This is a genomic window from Hyphococcus flavus, from assembly GCF_028748065.1.
Taxonomy (GTDB): Bacteria; Pseudomonadota; Alphaproteobacteria; order Caulobacterales; family Parvularculaceae; genus Hyphococcus; species Hyphococcus flavus.
In genome coordinates this window covers 3,407,486-3,426,033 of sequence record NZ_CP118166.1, presented here as the reverse complement: position 1 = coordinate 3,426,033, position 18,548 = coordinate 3,407,486, and the positions used below count along the sequence as shown (strand labels likewise).

Sequence of the window (18,548 nt, the reverse complement as noted above, 5' to 3'; positions counted from 1 at the left end):
ATAACAGTTCACAAATATGGCAACCTTTATACTGAGAGTTATTTGTCAATGACGCCCGGCCAGTTTGTATTAGCAAGTTCGATAAAGCTTGGAATGTCTTGCTCCCATCTGGACTGGATTTCATTGTTGTAGTTCAGGTAGAGTTTTCCATCCACAATCGACCAGTTTTTCGGATTGCCACGAGCAATATAATTTTGAGAGACAGCCCAGGCACAGTAACCGCCGTATTGCGGAGCGTATGCCTCGGGGTCGGATTTAAATGCTTCAAGATTTTCCGCTGAATAAAAACGCCATTCAGCACCATTAAATTCGTAGGAAAACTGTTTTTTCCCTTTCAGGGGCGCGCCATCTGTGAAATAGGCGACTGGGTCATATCCATCGACTGCCAGGTTGGAAAATAGCTTTGTATAGACAGGGCTTTCCGCCATCGCACCTTGTAAAGAAAATGCGGCAAATAGGACGGTCATTAGGGTGAGGATCCGGCGAAGCATCAAAAACTCCCGTTGGTTTAAGTTTCCACTGATTTCTACAAAAGCGAAACCGCCCCTTCAACACACGTAATTTCACGCTGTTGAGAGGGCGCTGAGAGCCTCCATAGTGTGGATATGCTCGGAGCATGGTATTATCCAAACGAATCCGGAGCGTACCGCGCGGGGCACAGGAGAAATGACATGAAGACCTTGTTTATCAGCGCCATGGCCAGCCTGATTGCGATGGGAGTTGCTGCGGCTTCGCCAGGCGAAGACTTAGATGCTCTTTTTGAAGAATACTGGACAAACGAGATGCGCGAAAACCCTTTCACCGCAACCAGATCCGGTGTTCGTGACTATAATGCTGAAGTGCGGCTAGTTGCTCCTGCTGATTTTGAACGGCGTACCCAGAAAGCAGAGCTGTTTTTAGAGCGTCTGAATGAAGTAAACCGTGAAGGCCTGAGTGATTCACAGGCGCTTAGCGCCGACCTGCTGGAGTTTATTCTGGAACACGATATCGTTTTAGCTGAATATGATCGTTGGCGTATTCCATTTTTGGCGGACACGGGATTTCATACGAATTTTGGATATACAGTCGACGCTACGACATTCCGCTCTGAGAAAGATTACGAAGACTATCTGGGACGGCTTGGAAAGTTACCGGAGTTTATCGATCAGAACATCGCGAATATGCGCCGTGGGTTAGAAGACGGCTTTTCCCAGCCCAAAGAAATTCTCGCGAATATCATGCCGTCATTTCGGGCGCAGATTAAAGACAATGCTGCCGCGCACCCATATTACGCTCCATTTACATCTATGCCGCAGTCGATATCCGCCCGCCGCCAGGCCGTATTGAAGGAAGCTGGAAGAGCTGTCATTGCTGATGAAGTTATCCCGGCGTTTCAGCGCGCCTTGAGTTTTATGGAAGAAGAATACCTCCCAGGCGCTCGTGACACTCTCGGTGCCGACAAACTGCCCAATGGCAAGGATTACTACGCCGCACTGGTGCGATATTACACAACTCTGGACGATGTGACTCCGGATGGCGTCCATAAAATAGGGCTTAAGGAAGTGGCGCGGATTCGACGAGAGATGGATGCGGTCATCGAAGAAACCGGGTTTGAAGGTTCTTTCCAGGAGTTTGTTGAATATTTGCGTACTGATGAACAATTTTACCCAACAACCCCGCAAGCGTTGCTGGAACGTGCGGCGTGGATTTCAAAAGACATTGATGGAAGATTGCCGGCGTTCTTCGGAAAATTACCGCGTCAACCTTATTCAGTAGAACCTGTGCCCGCCGAAATCGCGCCAAACTATACGACTGGACGTTATATTGGCGCACCGGCAGATGCGGATCGCGGCGGACAATATTGGGTCAACACTTATGCGCTGGATAAACGCCCCTTTTATTCGCTAACCGCGCTCACTCTCCATGAGGCCGTTCCCGGCCACCACTTTCAAAACGCGCTGGCGCTGGAAATTGAAAATGCACCGGAGTTTCGCAAGGAATTTTATCCTCATGCTTTCGGAGAAGGGTGGGGGCTCTATTCAGAAAAGTTAGGGGTAGAGATGGGCGTTTATGGAACACCCTACGATCATTTCGGGCGTCTATCCTATGAAATGTGGCGCGCATGCCGCCTGGTGATTGATACAGGCATACATTCCAAAGGCTGGACCCGGGAACAGGCTATTGATTACCTTGCCTCCAATACCGCGCTATCATTGCACAATGTTCAGACAGAGGTGGACCGATATATTGCATGGCCTGGTCAAGCGCTCGCGTATAAAATGGGAGAACTGAAGATATGGGAGCTGCGCACTAATGCAGAAAAACAGCTTGGAGACAGGTTTGATATTCGTGAATTTCACAATGTCATCTTGAATGGCGGCGGCTTACCTCTGGAACTTCTGTCCAGTCAGGTTGATAAATATATCTTGGAGACCAAAGCTGAATGAAGGAGGCGATAGTTCGGCTCCCTTGGAATGGAGCAGCGCCGGTTGTCGAAACCGATCGCTTGAGATTGCGTGAGTACAGGCTCTCTGACTGGTCAGATGTCAGAGATATGTGGAAGCATCCAGATGTCACCAAATTCTTTGGCGGTAAGCCGGCTCCAGATGAATTATCATGGACAAAATTTTTGCGGAAAGCAGGGCATTGGCTGTTGCTCGGGTATGGATATTGGGCAGTCGAGGACAAACATTCCGGCGCTTTTATCGGCGAGGCGGGGTTTGGCGATTATAAAAGAGACATATATCCCTCGTTAGGGGCTGACCCGGAGATTGGTTGGGCGATAGCACCAGATTTTCATGGGCGTGGCTACGCCAGCGAAGCAGCATTAGCAGCCACGGCATGGGCCGACGCGGCGTTTGGGACCCGGCGGTTATGTTGCATCATCAGTCCTGGTAATGATGCTTCGATACGGGTCGCTCGCAAATGCGGGTTTCATGAAAGCGCGCGGGCAACCTATAATGATGACCCGATCATTATATTTCATCGTGATCCGCAATAGTCACACGCGATAAATGTTTTTATAAGTCTCACGAAGCGCTTGTTTTTGCACTTTGCCCATTGCGTTACGGGGAAGGGTACGCAACCGGATAAATCTTCTTGGCCTTTTGAATTTAGCAAGCTTGCTCACAGCTTGAGACAAGGCTTCGTCTGTGACTCCAGAGTTCTCTTCCACAAGAATAGCGACGACGCCTTCACCCATATCTGGATGAGGAACGCCAATGACGGCGCTTTCTGCAACACCTGAAAGTGCGTTAATCACTTGCTCAATTTCGACGGGGTAGATGTTAAAGCCACCAGAAATAATGAGGTCTTTTTCACGGCCCACAAGCGTAAGACGCCCATCATCAGATAATGTTCCTATGTCGCCCGTGCGAAACCAGAGGTCTTTGGTAAAGACTTCTTTGGTCTTGTCTGGCTTTTCCCAGTATCCAGCAAAAACATTCGGTCCCTTGATTTCTACTTCGCTTGGTGCTTCACCGGAGATGCGAATGGAAACTTTCGGCAACGGATACCCGACTGTTCCGGCAACGCGTTCCCCGTTGAGCGGATTAGATGCAATCATGCCGGCCTCTGACATGCCGTAGCGTTCAAGAATTTTATGACCGGTGCGCGTTTCAAACGCTTTGAAAGTTTCGGTTGTCAACGGCGCGGAGCCAGAGATGAATAGACGTACACTTTCACACACCGTCTTCGTAAAATTAACGTTGGCCAGCAAGCGTGTATAAAAAGTCGGCACGCCCATCATTACGCTCGATTTTGGCAATTGGCTCAGGATTTCGCATACGTCGAATTTTGGTAAAAAGAGAATTTCACAAGCGCTGAGCATGGCGGTGTGTAGTGCAACGAAAAGCCCGTGAATATGGAAGACTGGCAAAGCGTGTAGAAGGACGTCGTGGTGCGTGAAGTCCCAAAGAGTGTTTAATGTTTCAGCATTAGATCTGAGGTTCCCATGCGTCAGCATCGCGCCTTTCGATCGGCCGGTTGTGCCGGATGTATAGAGGATGACCGCAGTATCTGTTTCGGTGCGTGAGCAACACCTTTTGAATGGTGAAATGCTGCTCGCTGTATCTGGCAGCGATCCATTGCCCTCAGCACCAAGGGTGAAAAGCTTTTTTAGCCTGGCTTTTTTTGCAGCCGGCGCTAGTGCAGCGTAATTCTCGGGTGAACAGACGAATATAGCCGGCTTGGCGTCACTTAGAAAATACTGGACTTCCTCTGGCGTGTAGGCCGTATTGAGCGGAACATAAATAAGCCCAGCGCGCATTGCGCCAAGATACAGAGCAATGTTCTCGGCTGATTTCTCGACTTGAACTGTAATGCGGTCTCCGGGTTTAGCGCCTGTAGCCAACAGCGCTCCAGCCATTTTCGCTGAAAGCGCGTCAATGTCGCCATAAGTGAAGCTGCGACCATTGGGGAGCGACAAACATGGCTTATCAAATGCGTTCGAATACGCAGCCTTCAGTGTTTCAAAAAAATTAGCGTTGCTCATACGATATTTCTAAGCGGACTTATTATCAACGAATAACTACAACGTGTTTATCGGAATCTTGAGATATGAAACGCCATTATCCTCCGGCGGCGGCATGGCGCCGCCACGCATATTGACCTGCACGGAGGGCAAGATCAGTTTCGGCATGGATAGATTTTTGTCCCGGCTTTCGCGCATGGCCACAAACTCATCTTCGCTGACGCCGCCATGAATGTGAATATTTTTTGATCGCTGTTCAGCAACTGTGGTTTGCCATTTAAATGTATCTCGGCCAGGCGCTTTATAGTCGTGGCACATGAACAGACGGGTCTCGTCGGGCAGAGCGAAGATTCTCTGAATTGATCGGTAAAGTGTGCGTGCATCGCCGCCTGGAAAATCGCAGCGCGCCGTCCCGTAATCGGGCATGAACAGCGTATCGCCGACAAAGGCGGCGTCGCCGATCACGATGGTTGAGCAAGCGGGCGTGTGGCCGGGGGTGTAAATGAACTTCGCTTCTATTCCGCCGACTTTGAATGCTTCTCCGTCGGCAAACAATGTGTCGAAATGGCTGCCATGAGTGCTGAATTCGGCTTCGACGTTAAATATTTTGCCAAACGTATCTTGAATGACCCTAACCTGGTCACCAATGCCGCTCTTGCCGCCAAGTTTTTCTTTCAGATATGGCGCGGCGGTTAAATGATCCGCGTGAACGTGGGTCTCGAGAATCCATTCGACGGCCATGTCGTTGCTTCTGACATAGTCGATGATAGCGTCGGCAGATGACGTGCTCGTTCGGCCGGCGGCGGCGTCATAGTCGAGCACGGAATCGATAATCGCGCATGTTCCCTCCGATTGATCGCAAACCACGTGGCTGGCGGTAAATGTTTCCTCGTCGAAGAAGGTTTTGACGTCGGGTTTCATAAGAAATGTCCATTTCCTGGCGCTAAGCATGTTAAGGAACAACCGATATGCGCCGAACAAGCCGCGTCAAGGTCTAGCTTGGAGCTGTCTCTCGCGCTAAGTAGCCCTTGATGTCAAAGGGTTATGGGATGTTCGACGATAAGACAAGCAGTGGCGCCAAACGGTCCAATTTCGATCAGCAGCTTACCGGCGCCATTGATGCGGCGGCGGGCTGGCTCAGCGCGCGGCAAAAGCCTGAAGGCTATTGGGTCGGTAGGCTTGAGTCGAACGCTTGCATGGAAGCGCAATGGATCCTCGCGCTTTGGTTCATGGGGCTTGAGAACCATCACCTGCGTCCGCGATTGGCGAACTCGTTACGGGAAACCCAGCGTGAAGACGGCTCCTGGCAGATTTACTATGGCGCGCCGGCTGGCGATATCAATACGACTGTTGAGGCCTATGCGGCGTTGCGTTCCATGGGTGATCGCAAGGATGCGCCGCATATGGTGCGCGCTCGCGAATGGATCATGTCGAAGGGTGGGCTTAAAAATATCCGCGTCTTTACGCGTTACTGGCTTGCGCTTATCGGCGAATGGCCGTGGGAGAAAACGCCGAACCTGCCGCCGGAAGTAATTTTCTTTCCAAACTGGTTTGTGTTTTCGATCTACAATTTTGCGCAGTGGGCGCGGGCGACCTTGATGCCAATTGCAGTGTTGTCCGCACGGCGGCCGTCGCGGCCATTGCCGCAGGGACAACGTCTTGATGAGCTTTTTCCGGAAGGGCGTGACAAGCATGATTTCGCCTACCCAAAAAAACCAGGCGCGGGATTTCTCGACGCTTTCTTTCTGGGAGCGGACAAGGTTCTTCACGCGTTGCAAGGGTTCGGCGATACGGCGAAGATCGGCTTGCTGCGTAAGGGCGCGGTTTCCCGCGCGCTGGAGTGGATCATTCAGCATCAGGATGCGGATGGCGTCTGGGGCGGCATCCAGCCGCCATGGATCTATTCGCTGATGGCGCTTTATAATGAAGGCTACGCGCTCGATCACGCAGTGGTTGAGAAAGGGCTGAACGCTCTCGATGATCCGCGGTGGCGTGTTGACGTAGGTGAGGCGACCTGGATTCAGGCCTCCACCAGCCCTGTCTGGGATACGGTGCTGACCTTGCTGGCGTTTGATGATTGCGATCTGAATGAGCGCCAGCAGGAAGAGGTCGAAAAAGCGCTCGACTGGGTCTTGGCGCAACAGGTGTTGCGGCCCGGCGACTGGAAAGTGAAATGCCCGAAACTTGAGCCCGGCGGCTGGGCGTTTGAATACAAGAATTACTTCTATCCCGATACGGATGATACGGCGGTGGCGTTGATTGCGTTGGCGCCGTTCCGCAACGATCCGAAGTGGAAAGAAAAGGGCATCGAAGAAGCTATTGAGAAGGGCGTCAATTGGCTTATCGGCATGCAGTCGAAAGGCGGCGGCTGGGGTGCTTTTGACAAGGACAACGACAAACAGATCCTGACGAAAATTCCGTTCTGCGATTTTGGCGAAGCGCTCGATCCGCCGTCGGTGGATGTGACCGCCCATATTATAGAGGCGTTTGGCAAGCTCGGCATAGGCGCCGATCATCCGTCCATGGTTCGCGCGCTCGATTATATCAAGTCGGAGCAGCACGCGGACGGCGCCTGGTTCGGCCGTTGGGGCGTCAACTACGTTTACGGCACGGGCGCCGTGCTGCCAGCGCTCGAAGCGATTGGCGAGGACATGACGCAAAGTTATATCCGTAAAGCGTCGGACTGGTTGATCCTGCATCAGAATGAGGATGGCGGCTGGGGTGAATCCTGCGCGTCGTATATGGATCAAAAACAGATGGGCCGGGGCAAATCGACCGCCTCGCAAACCGCCTGGGCGCTCATGGGTCTTGCTGCGGTAGGCCGGGCGGAAGACGAGCGCGCCATTGCCGACGGCGTGCAGTTCCTGATTGAGCGTCAGAAAGACGGCACATGGGAAGAGCCCGAATATACCGGTACCGGGTTTCCGGGTTACGGCGTCGGCCAGCATATCAAGCTTGGCGATCCGTCGCTTGAAGAGCGACTTAAGCAGGGGCCCGAACTCTCTCGCGCTTTCATGATCAATTATAATCTTTATCGTCACTACTTTCCGCTGATGGCGATGGGGCGCGTACGGAAGATGATGGCCTAAACGTCATGAGGATCAAAAAAATCGCCGAGAATCCGCCAAAACAGCGGTGGATTTGACACTGTCAGGTGATGCGTTCCCGGAATTTGATGTATCTGAGGTGCAGGCGCTCCAAACTGCCTGATCAAAGCCTCAGTAAAATGTAATGGAATAACGCCGTCGTTCTCAGCCATGACAATTAATGTTTCCGCGTCAATTTTATGGGCGCGCGCTGCGGAATTATATTTGTCATGAAGCAGCAGCGAAACTGGAACAAAAGGAAACTTGCTTTGGGCCACATTTTCTATGCTGTCATAAGGGGTGATGAGAAAAAGTTTTTCTATTTCCCTGTTTGCAGCAACATAGGTTGCCACGCCGCTTCCAAGGCTGCGTCCAATAACAGAGATGTCATCATAGTCTTTGGCTGCGAGATCATAGAGTGATAGTGCGTCGATATATAATGCAGTTTCGTTTGGCGACCCCGTGCTGCCGCTGAATCCGCGATAATTCATCAGGTAGATATCGTATGTCGTTAAGTGCTGCAGAAATGGCGTGATATTTCTCGATACCTCCTCGGCGTTTCCACCAAAGTAAAGAATCGCTTTCTTGCTTCCAGTTCCGGCCTTCCAAAGTTTTATTCGAGCGACATCATTTTCGATGTAGATCGCCTCAGCATCGGGGTGCTGAACTTCCGGCGTAGGAAAATACAGAAAGCTGCGTTGAAAAATATAAAGCCCGCCGTAGATCACCATATAGATCAGGATAACGGCAGCAATGCTGAACTTCAAAAATTTCAGGTTCATTTTATCGCTTTATCCTTTTTGCGAACAATCGCCATCCATTCTTGCAATCCATTCGGACACTAATGCGACGCCCTCCTCATGCGTTACTGCGCGGCCGAGTTCCGGCATCATGGCGCCTGGGTTGTCAGTTTCCATGCGGAAGATGGTGATCGATGCATCCGGGTCACCCGGGACGATATCAAAGATGCGGTCGCCTGTGCCGATGCCGGCGGCAATGGGCGTTTTACAGATGCCGAGGGCGGGACCTGTGGCGTCCGGTTCCAGATTGAGGCCGGATGTGTCTGCCGGGCCGACCGGGTTGTGGCAATGGCTGCAATTGGCGTCGAGATAGGCGCGCGCGCGCACCTCAACCGGCTCGCTTTCATCCGTCCACTCGGCGTTTCTCGGTGCGGGTTGGGCAATCTCTCCGGTGAGCAGGCCCTTCGCCAGCCAGTGATCGAGCTGGTTAAAGGCAGGGGCGAAAGATGACGGCTTATTCAGGTGCCGCGCCTTTGGCCCGATTGGCTCGATCGTTCTCGCTGTGGCGTCGGTCGCGTGACAGCCGGCGCACTGGTTCACGTTCGGTACAAGATAGCCGAATTGTTCCGTCCGTCCGTCATCTCGATGCAATGTCATGGGGATGACGTCGCCCGTACGTTTCAACACCGCGTCGGTCTGTTCATCGTTCCAGATATAGGGAAGCGCCTCCCAGCCCGTTTCACGATGTACAAGAACCCGCGTCTCGATCAGCCGTAAATGATCCAACGCCATGGCGTTGTTGTTGATGCTGCGCTCCCGGCTGATGGAGACGTCCCCCGTCCATTCGTCTCCTGTCGTCGGATAGTAAAAGGTTTTTGTGATGACCGTGCCAACGGGAAACTCAAAAACGCTGTCAGAGTTGTACAACACTGGCGCGCCTGCCGGCGTCCATACTGTCCTAAGCTTCAGCGCATAGTCGGAAAACAAAGGTGTCGCGAGATCGTACGGCGTAACGCCCTCGCTGATGACCAGTTCATCTGTGCTCGTCTCAAGCATGCCCCAGTCGCTTAAACGCGTCGGGTTATCTTGTGCGTGAAACGTTGGGGCAGTCTGCTGTTCAGAACAAGCGGACAGCAGTAGGCCGGCAAAGATGGCGAGCATTATTGCAGGGCTGGCAAAATTGTATCGTTGCATGAAAGTTCTTACGGCCTTCATTCTTAGTTCTTCTGCTCCTAACCCAGTGCAGCGGTTCAGGGCATTCGTGCGAGGATGAATATTCCGCCGCAACGAAAAGCTTTAACGCTCATTTCAACTGCCGAGCAGTATACGACAGCCGAGAAAGTGGGGGATAACCTTCCACCAACACTGGGAAATATTGAAGAATTCAACACTTTTGAGGTGTTTTTCCCGTTTAGCGGGCGCACTCCAGCGCCTCATTTTTTCGCCCCTATAGGCTGGCGAGCGGTTCGTTCAGTTCGACCTCGGGCAGTTTTTCAAAGGTGCAGTCATGATCGCGGGTTTCCGCGATGCGCGGGCTTTTATTATCGTTCGGCCCGTCAACATTCAGCACCCTCGCTTCGCCGTTCTGAACGCAGAGAACATCCTGAGGGCCGCTCCCGTCAGGGTCCACATAGCCGTCCCATAAGACATCAGGGATACGGCCCATGGGCCCGGCGATGGCGAGTTTCAACGCCTGCAGTTCCAGACCATCAGGATTGTCCCCCCCGCCTTCAAACGCGTTGTCATAGACAAAAATCTTTTCAGGGTAGGGGTCGAAATCAGCGGCCATATCGCCGTCGCCAATATCGGATGAGAAGACGCTGGCGACGATGACATTGGCGGTTTTGTTATCGCGAATGTTGTTGCTGAATATTTCGACCTGGTCGTTGGAGTTTACAACAACGCCTGAACCGGCGGGGATCGACGCCACCGGCGTTCCCTTGTGGCCGAAATTCTTGGTGTTGTTCTCATAAATTTCATTATTGAAAACACGCGTGCGCGCACCCGGTTGGCTCAGGTTCGGCATATTAAAGACGAGTATGCCGCCGGTGTTGTTGGTCGCCACATTGCCGTAAACATCAGCATCAAATGTGTTTTCAATTTCAATGCCGGCGACATTATATTCCGCGCGGTTGTTGCGGATGACGACGTTTTTTGACTGGCCAATGTAAAGCCCGGCGTCAGAGGCGCCAATCGCAACGCTGTCTTCCATCAACAGGTTTTCAACTTGTACGGGGTAGATACCGTAGGCGCCGTTTTCGGTCTTCGGACCCGTTGTCCATTCCGTGCGCACACGGCGAATGACGATGTTTTCACCTTCTGAGATTTTCAGCGCATCGCCTTTCGTGTCTTCAATGGCTACATCTTCAATCGTAAAATCGCTGGCGGTGACGAGGAGGCCTTCGGCCCCGGCGATCTGATTGGCGAATGTCAGAACGGATTTGTCCATGCCGGCGCCGCGTATGGTGACGCCATCGACCGTCAGGCTTAGCGAGCGGTCAAACGCAAAGCGGCCTTCAGGGATTTCGATGACATCGCCCGGCTTTGCATCGATCAGTTGCGTCATCAGCGTTTCCTGATAGCTGTCGTCTCCCGGCGGCGGCGCAGTTTCTTTTTGGCCGCAAGCCGCAAGCGCCAGAAATGCTGCAGTCGCTAAAACAAGTCTCATGATCTTTCTTCCCCGTTCCTGCGCTCTTGTCTTGACGACGCGTGCGAGCCCTTTTCAGGTAAGCATGATGCCGGAATCGAAGCAGGAAGAAAAGGAATGAGCGCATGTCATTGACGCGGCGGAGCCTGATTGAGCGTGGCGCAATGGGCGCATCGTTGATCGCCATGGGGGCTGCTTGCTCGCGGTCAGATCAAAAAGCATCGAATGATCTCGCTGAACTTGATGGCGTTGAAACCGCCGCGCGAATCAAGTCCGGCGAACTGAGCGCAACCGAAGCTGTCGACGCCGCGATCGAGCGCGCCAAACGAATAGATCGACAGATCAATGCCATCGTGACCAAGACATTCGATAAGGCTCGCGAAGAAGCAGGCAATGCGAGCGGTCCCTGGGCGGGCGTGCCTACATTCGTCAAAGATCTCGATGATGTCACCGGCGTGCGTACGGCATTCGGCAGCAGGGCGTTCCCGGGATACAAGGGCGAAGAACAAAATCCGCTGATTAATGCTTTTCTAGGGCTTGGTGTTGTCAGTCTTGGCAAAAGCTCTACGCCTGAATTCGGATTGTCCGCGACAACAGAGCCGGTCAGCTCTGGCAAAACCAGAAACCCTTGGAATACGGATTATTCAACTGGCGGGTCATCCGGCGGGGCGGCCGCGCTTGTGGCTAGCGGCGTTGTGCCGATTGCACACGCCAGCGATGGCGGCGGTTCCATACGTATCCCAGCTTCATGCTGCGGAAATGTGGGGCTGAAGGTTTCTCGCGGGCGCAATCCCATTGCGCGCCCTCATACTGTTGTGGGGCCGATTTCCTTGTCAGTTCACGGCGCTCAAACACGAACGGTCAGGGATACGGCGGCGGTTGCGGCAGCGCTTGCATTGCCGGAAAGCGAGAATGGGCTCGTGCCCCTGGGGCTGGTGTCCGCGCCCGCTACACGCCGATTGCGCATTGGCGTGACGACGAAGGGTCTCGGCGGCGCCGAGCCCGACAAACAGGTTGAAGACGCGACAATGCGAGTCGCTGAGTTGTGTGCTTCGCTCGGTCATCAGGTGGAACCGGTCGAACTGCCCATTGATGAAAACCTTGATCAGGATTTTGGTCTCTACTGGGCCGCATTTGCGCATAGCGCCGTAAAAGTATGGGAGGAGGCGACGGGCCTGCCGCGGAACGGTCTGGCGTTTGAGCCCTTTACTCTTGGGCTTGCCCGCCGTTTTGAAGCGGAACAGGACAAGTTCGAGGACAGCATCAAACGCCTGCAGGCGGTTGAAGGCGTCATGGCCGGCGTGCATGAAACCTATGATCTCATCCTGTCGCCGGTAGTCACAGCGCCACCGCCAAAAATCGGGTATCTTGGCGGCTCACTAGATTACGATACGCTCATTGTTAGGTTATTCGATTACGTTCAGTACACAGTCCTTTGCAATATCACTGGCGCACCGGCGATTTCCTTGCCGCTTTCTATGTCTCAAGAAGGTCTGCCCATCGGCGCCATGTTCGGCGCCGCACTAGGGCAGGAGGAAATACTGCTGCAGCTTGCCTATGAGCTGGAAGAAGCAGCGCCTTGGGCGGGAAGGCGTCCGGCAGTTTTCGGCTAGATTTCAGGAGACGGCGTTTACAAGGTTCTTGAAAAACGCTGCGCCGTCTGCGCCGCCGAGCAGCGGGGAAATCACCCGTTCCGGATGCGGCATCAGGCCCATGACGTTGCCGCCATCGCTGATAAGGCCGGCGATATTGCGCGCCGAGCCGTTGGGATTGTCTACATAACGCAGCGCCACGCGGCCCTCAGCCTCAAGTGTGTCGAGGGTTTCATCATCGGCGAAGTAGTTGCCGTCATGATGGGCGACAGGGAAGTTAACGTAATCGCCTTTCTCATAGCCCGAAGTAAACATTGATTGCGTGTTTTCCACTTTCAACGTCACCGTGCGGCAAACGAAATCTAGATTGGCGTTGCGCAAAAGGACGCCTGGCAACAGCCCCGTCTCGCACAAGATCTGAAACCCGTTGCAAACGCCAATCAGCGGCGCGCCTGCTTTAGCCTTGTCGATGACCGCACGCATGATCGGCGATTTCGCCGCCATTGCCCCCGCGCGCAGATAATCGCCATATGAAAACCCGCCGGGCAGGGCGTAGAAGTCAGCATCAGGCAGGTCCGTATCGCCATGCCAGACCATGGCCGGTTTCTTACCCGTGGCCTGTTCCAGCGCCACGGCGATATCGCGGTCGCAGTTCGAAGCGGGAAAGACAATAACGGCTGATTTCATTTCAATTCTCGTAGCTTGAGCCGTCGGCAGTTGCAATCTGTCCGCCGCTTTTGCTGGCGATGAGCACATGCTGTCCGAATGATCCGTCGTCGATAGCGCGTTCAATAACGAAGCCGCCGTCTGTCAGCCACTCAGCCAGCATTTTCTGGCTGGTCCGGGTCAGCATGACATCGCGGCCGAGGAGCCGGGCGAGCAGCTGTAAAGGCGCGGGTAGCCAGCCTTTAGTGTGACGCGGTTCATTCGGGTCAAGATAAGAAGCGACAACGAGACCGCCTGGCTTGAGGACGCGTAATGCTTCCTTGATATAGATTTTTATCTCCCCAGGCTTGAGATGCGTAAAGACCGACATGAAAACGACCATGTCTGCGCAGGCATTTGGAACGGGAAGTTGCAACGTGCTGATGGTTTCAAGCCGCCAGTCCGATCGTCCGCATTTGCTTTTTGCGTACTCAACCAGGTCCGCCATTATATCGAACCCTGAATAGGCGATGCGTTTCTGCCCTCGTAGGGCATAGGCAAGGCGGCCTGACCCGCACCCAACGTCAATAATATGGATAGGCCTTTCAGGGATAAGTTCGTCGATCAGCGCCGCTTGTACAGCACCGGTTTTCTCGTAGGCGCCGCCAACAGCGCGCTCCATCACTTCTTCTTCGTTCGCACTTCTTTTGCGAAGTGAACTGATCATTCGCCGGTATTCGCGAATGTAATGAGGTTCCCCGGCCACCATGCCTTTGTCGTCCGTCAAGCAAGAATTTCTATGGCGTAATTTTCCATCACCGGATTGGCGAGAAGTTTTTTGCACATCTCTTCTGCCTTGGCGCGCGCGGCGATCTCATCCGTTTCCGACAGCTTCATCTCGATCACCTTGCCCTGTCGGACACTATCAGCGCCCTCAAATCCGAGGCTGGCGAGGGCGTTTTCTATAGCCGCGCCTTGTGGGTCTAGAACGCCATTTTTCAGAGTGATGGTGATTTTAGCCTTCATGAATTGGTCCATAATCCGGGAGAATCTATGGACCGCCATACGCCCTTGTGCGGCTTCAGGCAAGCAGCTTGCTTGCTGTGGCAGTCAAACACAGGCTACGTTTTCGGAAATAGAAAAGAGGAGGGGGCATGACTATTTCTTTTAAAGCAGCATTTGGTTTTCTGGGGCTGTTGTGGCTGGCGGCTTGCGGTGCGGAAAAAACCGAATCGGCGCTGCCAGGCGCGACCTGGTCTGCCTATGAAAGCCCGGTAGCGGCAGGCTTTGATCCGGAAAAATATGCGGCGCTTGAAGCCGCGGTCGCTGATGGGACTACTCACTCCATGGTTGTCGTTAAGGATGGGAAGATAGCCTTTTCCTATGGCGACGTAACGCAGACTGAAGGAACCTATCTCGCTTCTGTTCGCAAAAGCATCCTGACCATGCTGATGGGAAAATATGTCGAAAGTGGCGAGATCGACATCCGCAAAACGCTGGCGGAACTCGGCGTTGATGATGTTCAAGGTCTGACAGAAACAGAAAAATCAGCGACGTTGCGCGATCTGATCACGGCGCGGTCGGGAATATACCACCCGGCGTCAAATTTTAGCGGTGTGACAGCGGAAGGCCCTCAACGCGGCGATCATGCGCCCGGAACCTATTACTGGTACAACAATTGGGACTTTAACGCTGCGGGCGGTATTTTCGAAGAACTTGTCGGCAAAGACATCTACGAAGCTTTTGAGGAGCAATTCGCCGGACCATTGCAGATGCAAGATTACGATCTTCAGTTGCATCAGGAAAATGGAAAGACCGGTAACCTCGAACACTCAAAATTTGCCGCCTATCATTTCTATCTGTCAGCGCGTGACGTCGCGCGTTTAGGCCTGTTGATGCTGCGCAATGGCGAGTGGAACGGCGAGAAAATCATTACTGAAAACTGGGTGCGCGAAAGCGTTTCCATCGCCACGCCAAACGCTGAAATGAACCCTGAAAACTATCGTGATAGCGGGTTTGCCTATGGCTACATGTGGTGGATTTTCGATCCTGAACACTTCCCGCCAGAATTTTATGGCGGCTATGCGGCGCGCGGCCATTTTGGACAGTATATCGTAGTATTGCCGGCGGTCGATTTGGTCTTTGCGCATAAAACCGCGCCGACGCCCTACGATACGCCTGAGGAATACGCGGCGGTGAACGTGACATGGGATGAAATGCGCGTGCTGATCGACCTGACGCTCGATGCGATGACGGACTGATTATTTTTCGTTGTCGCTGACCAGCACAGGACCAGTCTGGCCGGAGCTTTCGTTTTCACGAAGCACGCCAAGGCGTCGCGCCACTTCACGATAAGCGTCGGTGACGTCGCCGAGGTCTTTCCGGAATCGGTCCTTGTCCATGATATCGCCGGTTTCCATATCCCATAAACGGCAACTGTCCGGGCTGATCTCGTCGGCGACGATGAGGCGCATCATGTCGCCCTCGTACTGTCGGCCGAACTCAACTTTAAAATCGATCAGCTTGATGCCGACACCGGCAAACAAGCCCGACAAAAAGTCGTTAATGCGCAGGGCGAGAGCCATCATGTCATCAATTTCCTGCGGGTTCGCCCAGTTGAAAGCCGTAATGTGTTCTTCTGAGACGAGCGGGTCTCCGAGGTCGTCATTCTTGAAATAAAATTCGATAACGGAGCGCGGCAGGGCCGTCCCGTCTTCGATCCCGAGCCTTTTTGATATGCTGCCGGCGGCCACATTGCGCACCACCACTTCCAGCGGCACGATCTCCACATGGCGGACAAGCTGCTCGCGCATGTTCAGGCGCTTGATGAAATGGGTCGGCACGCCAATACGCTCCAGCCCGGTCATAATGAATTCGGAGATGCGGTTGTTGAGAACGCCCTTGCCCTCAAGCACGGCCTTCTTCTGATTGTTGAAAGCCGTCGCGTCGTCTTTGAAATACTGGATGATAGTGCCGGGTTCAGGCCCTTCAAAGAGGATTTTCGCCTTGCCTTCATATATTTGCTTACGGCGGGCCATTCATTAATCCTTTCAGTGCCTTAGTGGCGAAATCGCCAGTAATCCCCCACCTGACGGGTCGTGATGGAGCGCGTCTCATGCCAATCTCAATGAGTCCAGCTACCATGGCTTACGCAGCGAGAGAAGCGCGGGGTTTACGCTTTTGCGGAAAGGTTGAAAAGCCCTTGTCCCGGTCATTTCACGCAGCCTCGTTGCACATGGACGGGAGCGGATATAAGTACCAGAAATAGGTTTGCAGCCCCCCGAGTTTGGAGACACTGTTCGATGACGACTTTTGACGACCGCGAAGACAAATTTGAGAAGAAATTCGCCCATGACGCTGAGCTGAAATTCAAGGCCGAGGCGCGCCGTAACAAGCTTTTGGGCGTTTGGGCTGCGGAACTTCTTGGCAAGACTGGCGCTGAAGCAGAAGCCTACGCAAAAGAGGTCATCAAGGCGGATTTTGAGGAAGCTGGCGACGAAGACGTCTTCCGGAAAATCCGGCAGGATTTCGATAGCGCAGGTGTAGAGCAATCCGACCACCAGATCCGTCGCCAGATGGATGAATATCTGGCGGAAGCGGTTAATCAGATTCAGAACGAAGGCTGAGGCGTTTGCCGCTGTATAAAGCGGTGGGCGCTCAGCGCCCTATGGGATAGGCTCCATCAAAAAGGAGGAGCGGCGCCATGGGACGTGTCCAGGGAAAAAAAGTTTTCATCACAGGTGGAGCGCAAGGGCTCGGCGCCTGTTTTGGGCGCATGCTTGCCAATGAGGGTGCACGGGTTGTTCTTACTGACGTGAACCTTGACGGTGCAGAAGAAACCGCCACAGCTATTAATCAAACTCATGACAACTCTACGCTGGCCTTAAAACACGACGTCACCAGCAAGGAAGACTGGGAAAGCGCCCTCGGCGCCGCAGCAGATTTTCTAGGCGGCATTGACGTTCTGATTAATAATGCGGGTATCGGCACGGCCGGTAGTATTGAGACGGAAACTTACGAAAACTGGCGGCGAACACAAGAGATCGATGTTGATTCAATCTTCATTGGCACGCAGCTTGCCATGCCATACCTCAAAAAGAGCCAGCCAGCATCAATCATCAATATCTCTTCAGTAGCCGGATTGATCGCGGATGGCATGATGCTGTCCTACAACGCGGCGAAAGCGGCCGTTTGGATGATGAGCAAGTCTATTGCATTGCATTGCGCACGGTCCGGCTATGACATTCGTTGTAATTCCGTGCATCCGGTTTTCACGCGGACGCCAATTATTGACCCGTTGATTCAGCTTGGCGGCGGCGGCGATGAAGGGGAGAAAAGACTGGTGCAGCAGATACCTTGGAAACGGCTCGCCGAGCCGGAGGATGTCGGATACGCTATCTTATACCTTGCTTCGGATGAGTCCCGCTATATCACTGCTGCAGAGTTCAAGATCGACGGCGGCATTACCGCGCAATAGAAGCGGTGGTCATTGTGTCGGCGCCTTTACCTTTAATGCGCCGGCCAACATCTTAATTTTCACAGGTTCAGATGTTTCGACAGGGTCACCGTCAACTGTATAGCTGAAATTGTCCGTGTCTGCTGAAATCTGGAATGTAGTGCTTTGCCTTATGTCGATCCTGTCGGAGGCCTCGTGCTCACCTCTTAAAAATGAATACAAGGTTGATGTGAACTCTGCACCATTTCTTGCATCGCTAAGATACGTGTAGAGGTGGCCTTGATCGAGCCGGGTTCGGTAGGGGATAAAATTATCGGAACCCGATATTTCATTGTTGGAAACAACAACCGTATTTGTCTTATAACTGAAACCTTCATCATCAATTATAATCTGGTACTCAATTGCGTCAGCATTAACCAGCGCATGCGCAGCCTCCACCACACCAAAGCTTAAATCATCCAACGTGTCGACGTCGCGCAATTCTTCGCGTGCATCGGCAAGCGCTGCATAAGCGCCAAAGACGACATTGTTTAAAAAAATGCGATCGCCGATCTGGCCGACATCAATAGTAGATGATTGCGAAGTAAAACCTTCCAGCAACGCCTCTTCCAGATCGAGAGAGTAGCCGAGATCTCGACTCAAAAGGTTCATTGTGCCGCATGGCAATGGCAAAAGCGCGCGTCGGTCGTAAAGGAGCTTTGCTGCGATATTCGCCTGTGTTCCATCACCGCCTGCGCATATAATCGTATCTGCGTCGGAGGCTTTTTCTACCTCATCCGCAATGATCGCATAGTCGCCGGCGACGATTTCAAGCGACGCGTCGTCAATGGTTTCCACGGTTCTTTCGGCAAGGCTTACGATATGGTCTGCACCGCAGCTCAGCACGCCGCCGGATTTTTCGTTGATAACAAGCAAGGCTTTCATGAAATTTC

General features: G+C 53.1%; 18 protein-coding genes. 7 read left to right on the top strand and 11 right to left on the bottom strand.

From position 1 onward, the window contains the following. Positions 1 to 38 precede the first annotated feature (38 nt). A complete protein-coding gene (locus PUV54_RS16345) occupies positions 39 to 491 on the bottom strand; it encodes a YHS domain-containing (seleno)protein (protein WP_274493410.1) in 453 nt (150 codons plus the stop codon). 114 nt (positions 492 to 605) lie between these two features. Here PUV54_RS16345 and PUV54_RS16340 point away from each other — a divergent pair, with 114 nt between their 5' ends. Further along, positions 606 to 2,426 carry a DUF885 domain-containing protein gene (locus tag PUV54_RS16340; protein WP_274495233.1) on the top strand — a complete coding sequence of 607 codons (1,821 nt, stop codon included), beginning with the start codon at positions 606 to 608 and terminating at the stop codon, positions 2,424 to 2,426. Next, positions 2,423 to 2,980 carry a GNAT family N-acetyltransferase gene (locus PUV54_RS16335; protein ID WP_274493409.1) on the top strand — a complete coding sequence of 186 codons (558 nt, stop codon included), beginning with the start codon at positions 2,423 to 2,425 and terminating at the stop codon, positions 2,978 to 2,980. The genes PUV54_RS16340 and PUV54_RS16335 overlap by 4 nt, the downstream gene beginning before the upstream one ends. Here PUV54_RS16335 and PUV54_RS16330 read toward each other — a convergent pair whose 3' ends face one another. Together PUV54_RS16330 and PUV54_RS16325 are read right to left on the bottom strand one after the other, a co-directional pair. Continuing rightward, positions 2,981 to 4,471 (bottom strand): AMP-binding protein, encoded by a 1,491-nt coding sequence (locus PUV54_RS16330; RefSeq protein ID WP_274493408.1) that lies wholly within the window; start codon positions 4,469 to 4,471, stop codon positions 2,981 to 2,983. A 36-nt stretch (positions 4,472 to 4,507) separates the two neighbouring features. After that, positions 4,508 to 5,371 carry an MBL fold metallo-hydrolase gene (locus PUV54_RS16325; protein ID WP_274493407.1) on the bottom strand — a complete coding sequence of 288 codons (864 nt, stop codon included), beginning with the start codon at positions 5,369 to 5,371 and terminating at the stop codon, positions 4,508 to 4,510. Positions 5,372 to 5,499: 128 nt separating this feature from the next. Here PUV54_RS16325 and shc point away from each other — a divergent pair, with 128 nt between their 5' ends. Continuing rightward, positions 5,500 to 7,539: a squalene--hopene cyclase gene (gene shc, locus PUV54_RS16320; protein ID WP_274493406.1), complete on the top strand. Its 2,040-nt coding sequence runs from the start codon at positions 5,500 to 5,502 to the stop codon at positions 7,537 to 7,539. Here shc and PUV54_RS16315 read toward each other — a convergent pair. The 3 genes from PUV54_RS16315 to PUV54_RS16305 form a co-directional block, all read right to left on the bottom strand. Continuing rightward, entirely contained in the window at positions 7,536 to 8,318 is a 783-nt protein-coding gene (locus tag PUV54_RS16315) for an alpha/beta hydrolase (protein ID WP_274493405.1), read from the bottom strand. The two genes, shc and PUV54_RS16315, sit on opposite strands and share 4 nt — an antisense overlap. 9 nt (positions 8,319 to 8,327) lie before the next feature. Continuing rightward, on the bottom strand, positions 8,328 to 9,491 hold the full coding sequence (locus tag PUV54_RS16310) for an SO2930 family diheme c-type cytochrome (protein ID WP_274493404.1): 1,164 nt from the start codon (positions 9,489 to 9,491) through the stop codon (positions 8,328 to 8,330). Positions 9,492 to 9,723: 232 nt separating this feature from the next. Further along, positions 9,724 to 10,944, bottom strand: a complete 1,221-nt coding sequence (locus tag PUV54_RS16305) for a parallel beta-helix domain-containing protein (protein ID WP_274493403.1) — start codon at positions 10,942 to 10,944, stop codon at positions 9,724 to 9,726. A gap of 104 nt (positions 10,945 to 11,048) precedes the next feature. Here PUV54_RS16305 and PUV54_RS16300 point away from each other — a divergent pair, with 104 nt between their 5' ends. Further along, the gene (locus tag PUV54_RS16300; protein WP_274493402.1) at positions 11,049 to 12,536 is read left to right on the top strand and encodes an amidase; all 1,488 of its coding nucleotides are present in this window, start codon (positions 11,049 to 11,051) and stop codon (positions 12,534 to 12,536) included. 3 nt (positions 12,537 to 12,539) lie between these two features. Here PUV54_RS16300 and purQ read toward each other — a convergent pair whose 3' ends face one another. The 3 genes from purQ to purS are packed head-to-tail and all read right to left on the bottom strand — an operon-like array spanning position 12,540 to position 14,186. Then, positions 12,540 to 13,202, bottom strand: a complete 663-nt coding sequence (gene purQ / locus PUV54_RS16295) for a phosphoribosylformylglycinamidine synthase subunit PurQ (RefSeq protein ID WP_274493401.1) — start codon at positions 13,200 to 13,202, stop codon at positions 12,540 to 12,542. A gap of 1 nt (position 13,203) precedes the next feature. Beyond that, on the bottom strand, positions 13,204 to 13,947 hold the full coding sequence (locus PUV54_RS16290; RefSeq protein ID WP_274493400.1) for a class I SAM-dependent methyltransferase: 744 nt from the start codon (positions 13,945 to 13,947) through the stop codon (positions 13,204 to 13,206). Then, on the bottom strand, positions 13,944 to 14,186 hold the full coding sequence (gene purS / locus PUV54_RS16285; protein WP_274493399.1) for a phosphoribosylformylglycinamidine synthase subunit PurS: 243 nt from the start codon (positions 14,184 to 14,186) through the stop codon (positions 13,944 to 13,946). The genes PUV54_RS16290 and purS overlap by 4 nt, the downstream gene beginning before the upstream one ends. A 128-nt stretch (positions 14,187 to 14,314) precedes the next feature. Here purS and PUV54_RS16280 point away from each other — a divergent pair, with 128 nt between their 5' ends. Next, the gene (locus PUV54_RS16280) at positions 14,315 to 15,421 is read left to right on the top strand and encodes a serine hydrolase domain-containing protein (RefSeq protein ID WP_274493398.1); all 1,107 of its coding nucleotides are present in this window, start codon (positions 14,315 to 14,317) and stop codon (positions 15,419 to 15,421) included. On the opposite strand, the gene purC is transcribed toward PUV54_RS16280, so the two are convergent. Beyond that, positions 15,422 to 16,198: a phosphoribosylaminoimidazolesuccinocarboxamide synthase gene (gene purC / locus PUV54_RS16275; RefSeq protein ID WP_274493397.1), complete on the bottom strand. Its 777-nt coding sequence runs from the start codon at positions 16,196 to 16,198 to the stop codon at positions 15,422 to 15,424. 264 nt (positions 16,199 to 16,462) lie between these two features. Here purC and PUV54_RS16270 point away from each other — a divergent pair, with 264 nt between their 5' ends. Beyond that, positions 16,463 to 16,786 (top strand): DUF1476 domain-containing protein, encoded by a 324-nt coding sequence (locus PUV54_RS16270; protein WP_274493396.1) that lies wholly within the window; start codon positions 16,463 to 16,465, stop codon positions 16,784 to 16,786. A gap of 77 nt (positions 16,787 to 16,863) precedes the next feature. Further along, positions 16,864 to 17,637: an SDR family oxidoreductase gene (locus tag PUV54_RS16265; RefSeq protein ID WP_274493395.1), complete on the top strand. Its 774-nt coding sequence runs from the start codon at positions 16,864 to 16,866 to the stop codon at positions 17,635 to 17,637. A 9-nt stretch (positions 17,638 to 17,646) separates the two neighbouring features. Here PUV54_RS16265 and PUV54_RS16260 read toward each other — a convergent pair whose 3' ends face one another. Next, positions 17,647 to 18,540, bottom strand: a complete 894-nt coding sequence (locus PUV54_RS16260) for a diacylglycerol/lipid kinase family protein (protein WP_274493394.1) — start codon at positions 18,538 to 18,540, stop codon at positions 17,647 to 17,649. Between the last annotated feature and the right edge of the window lie 8 nt (positions 18,541 to 18,548).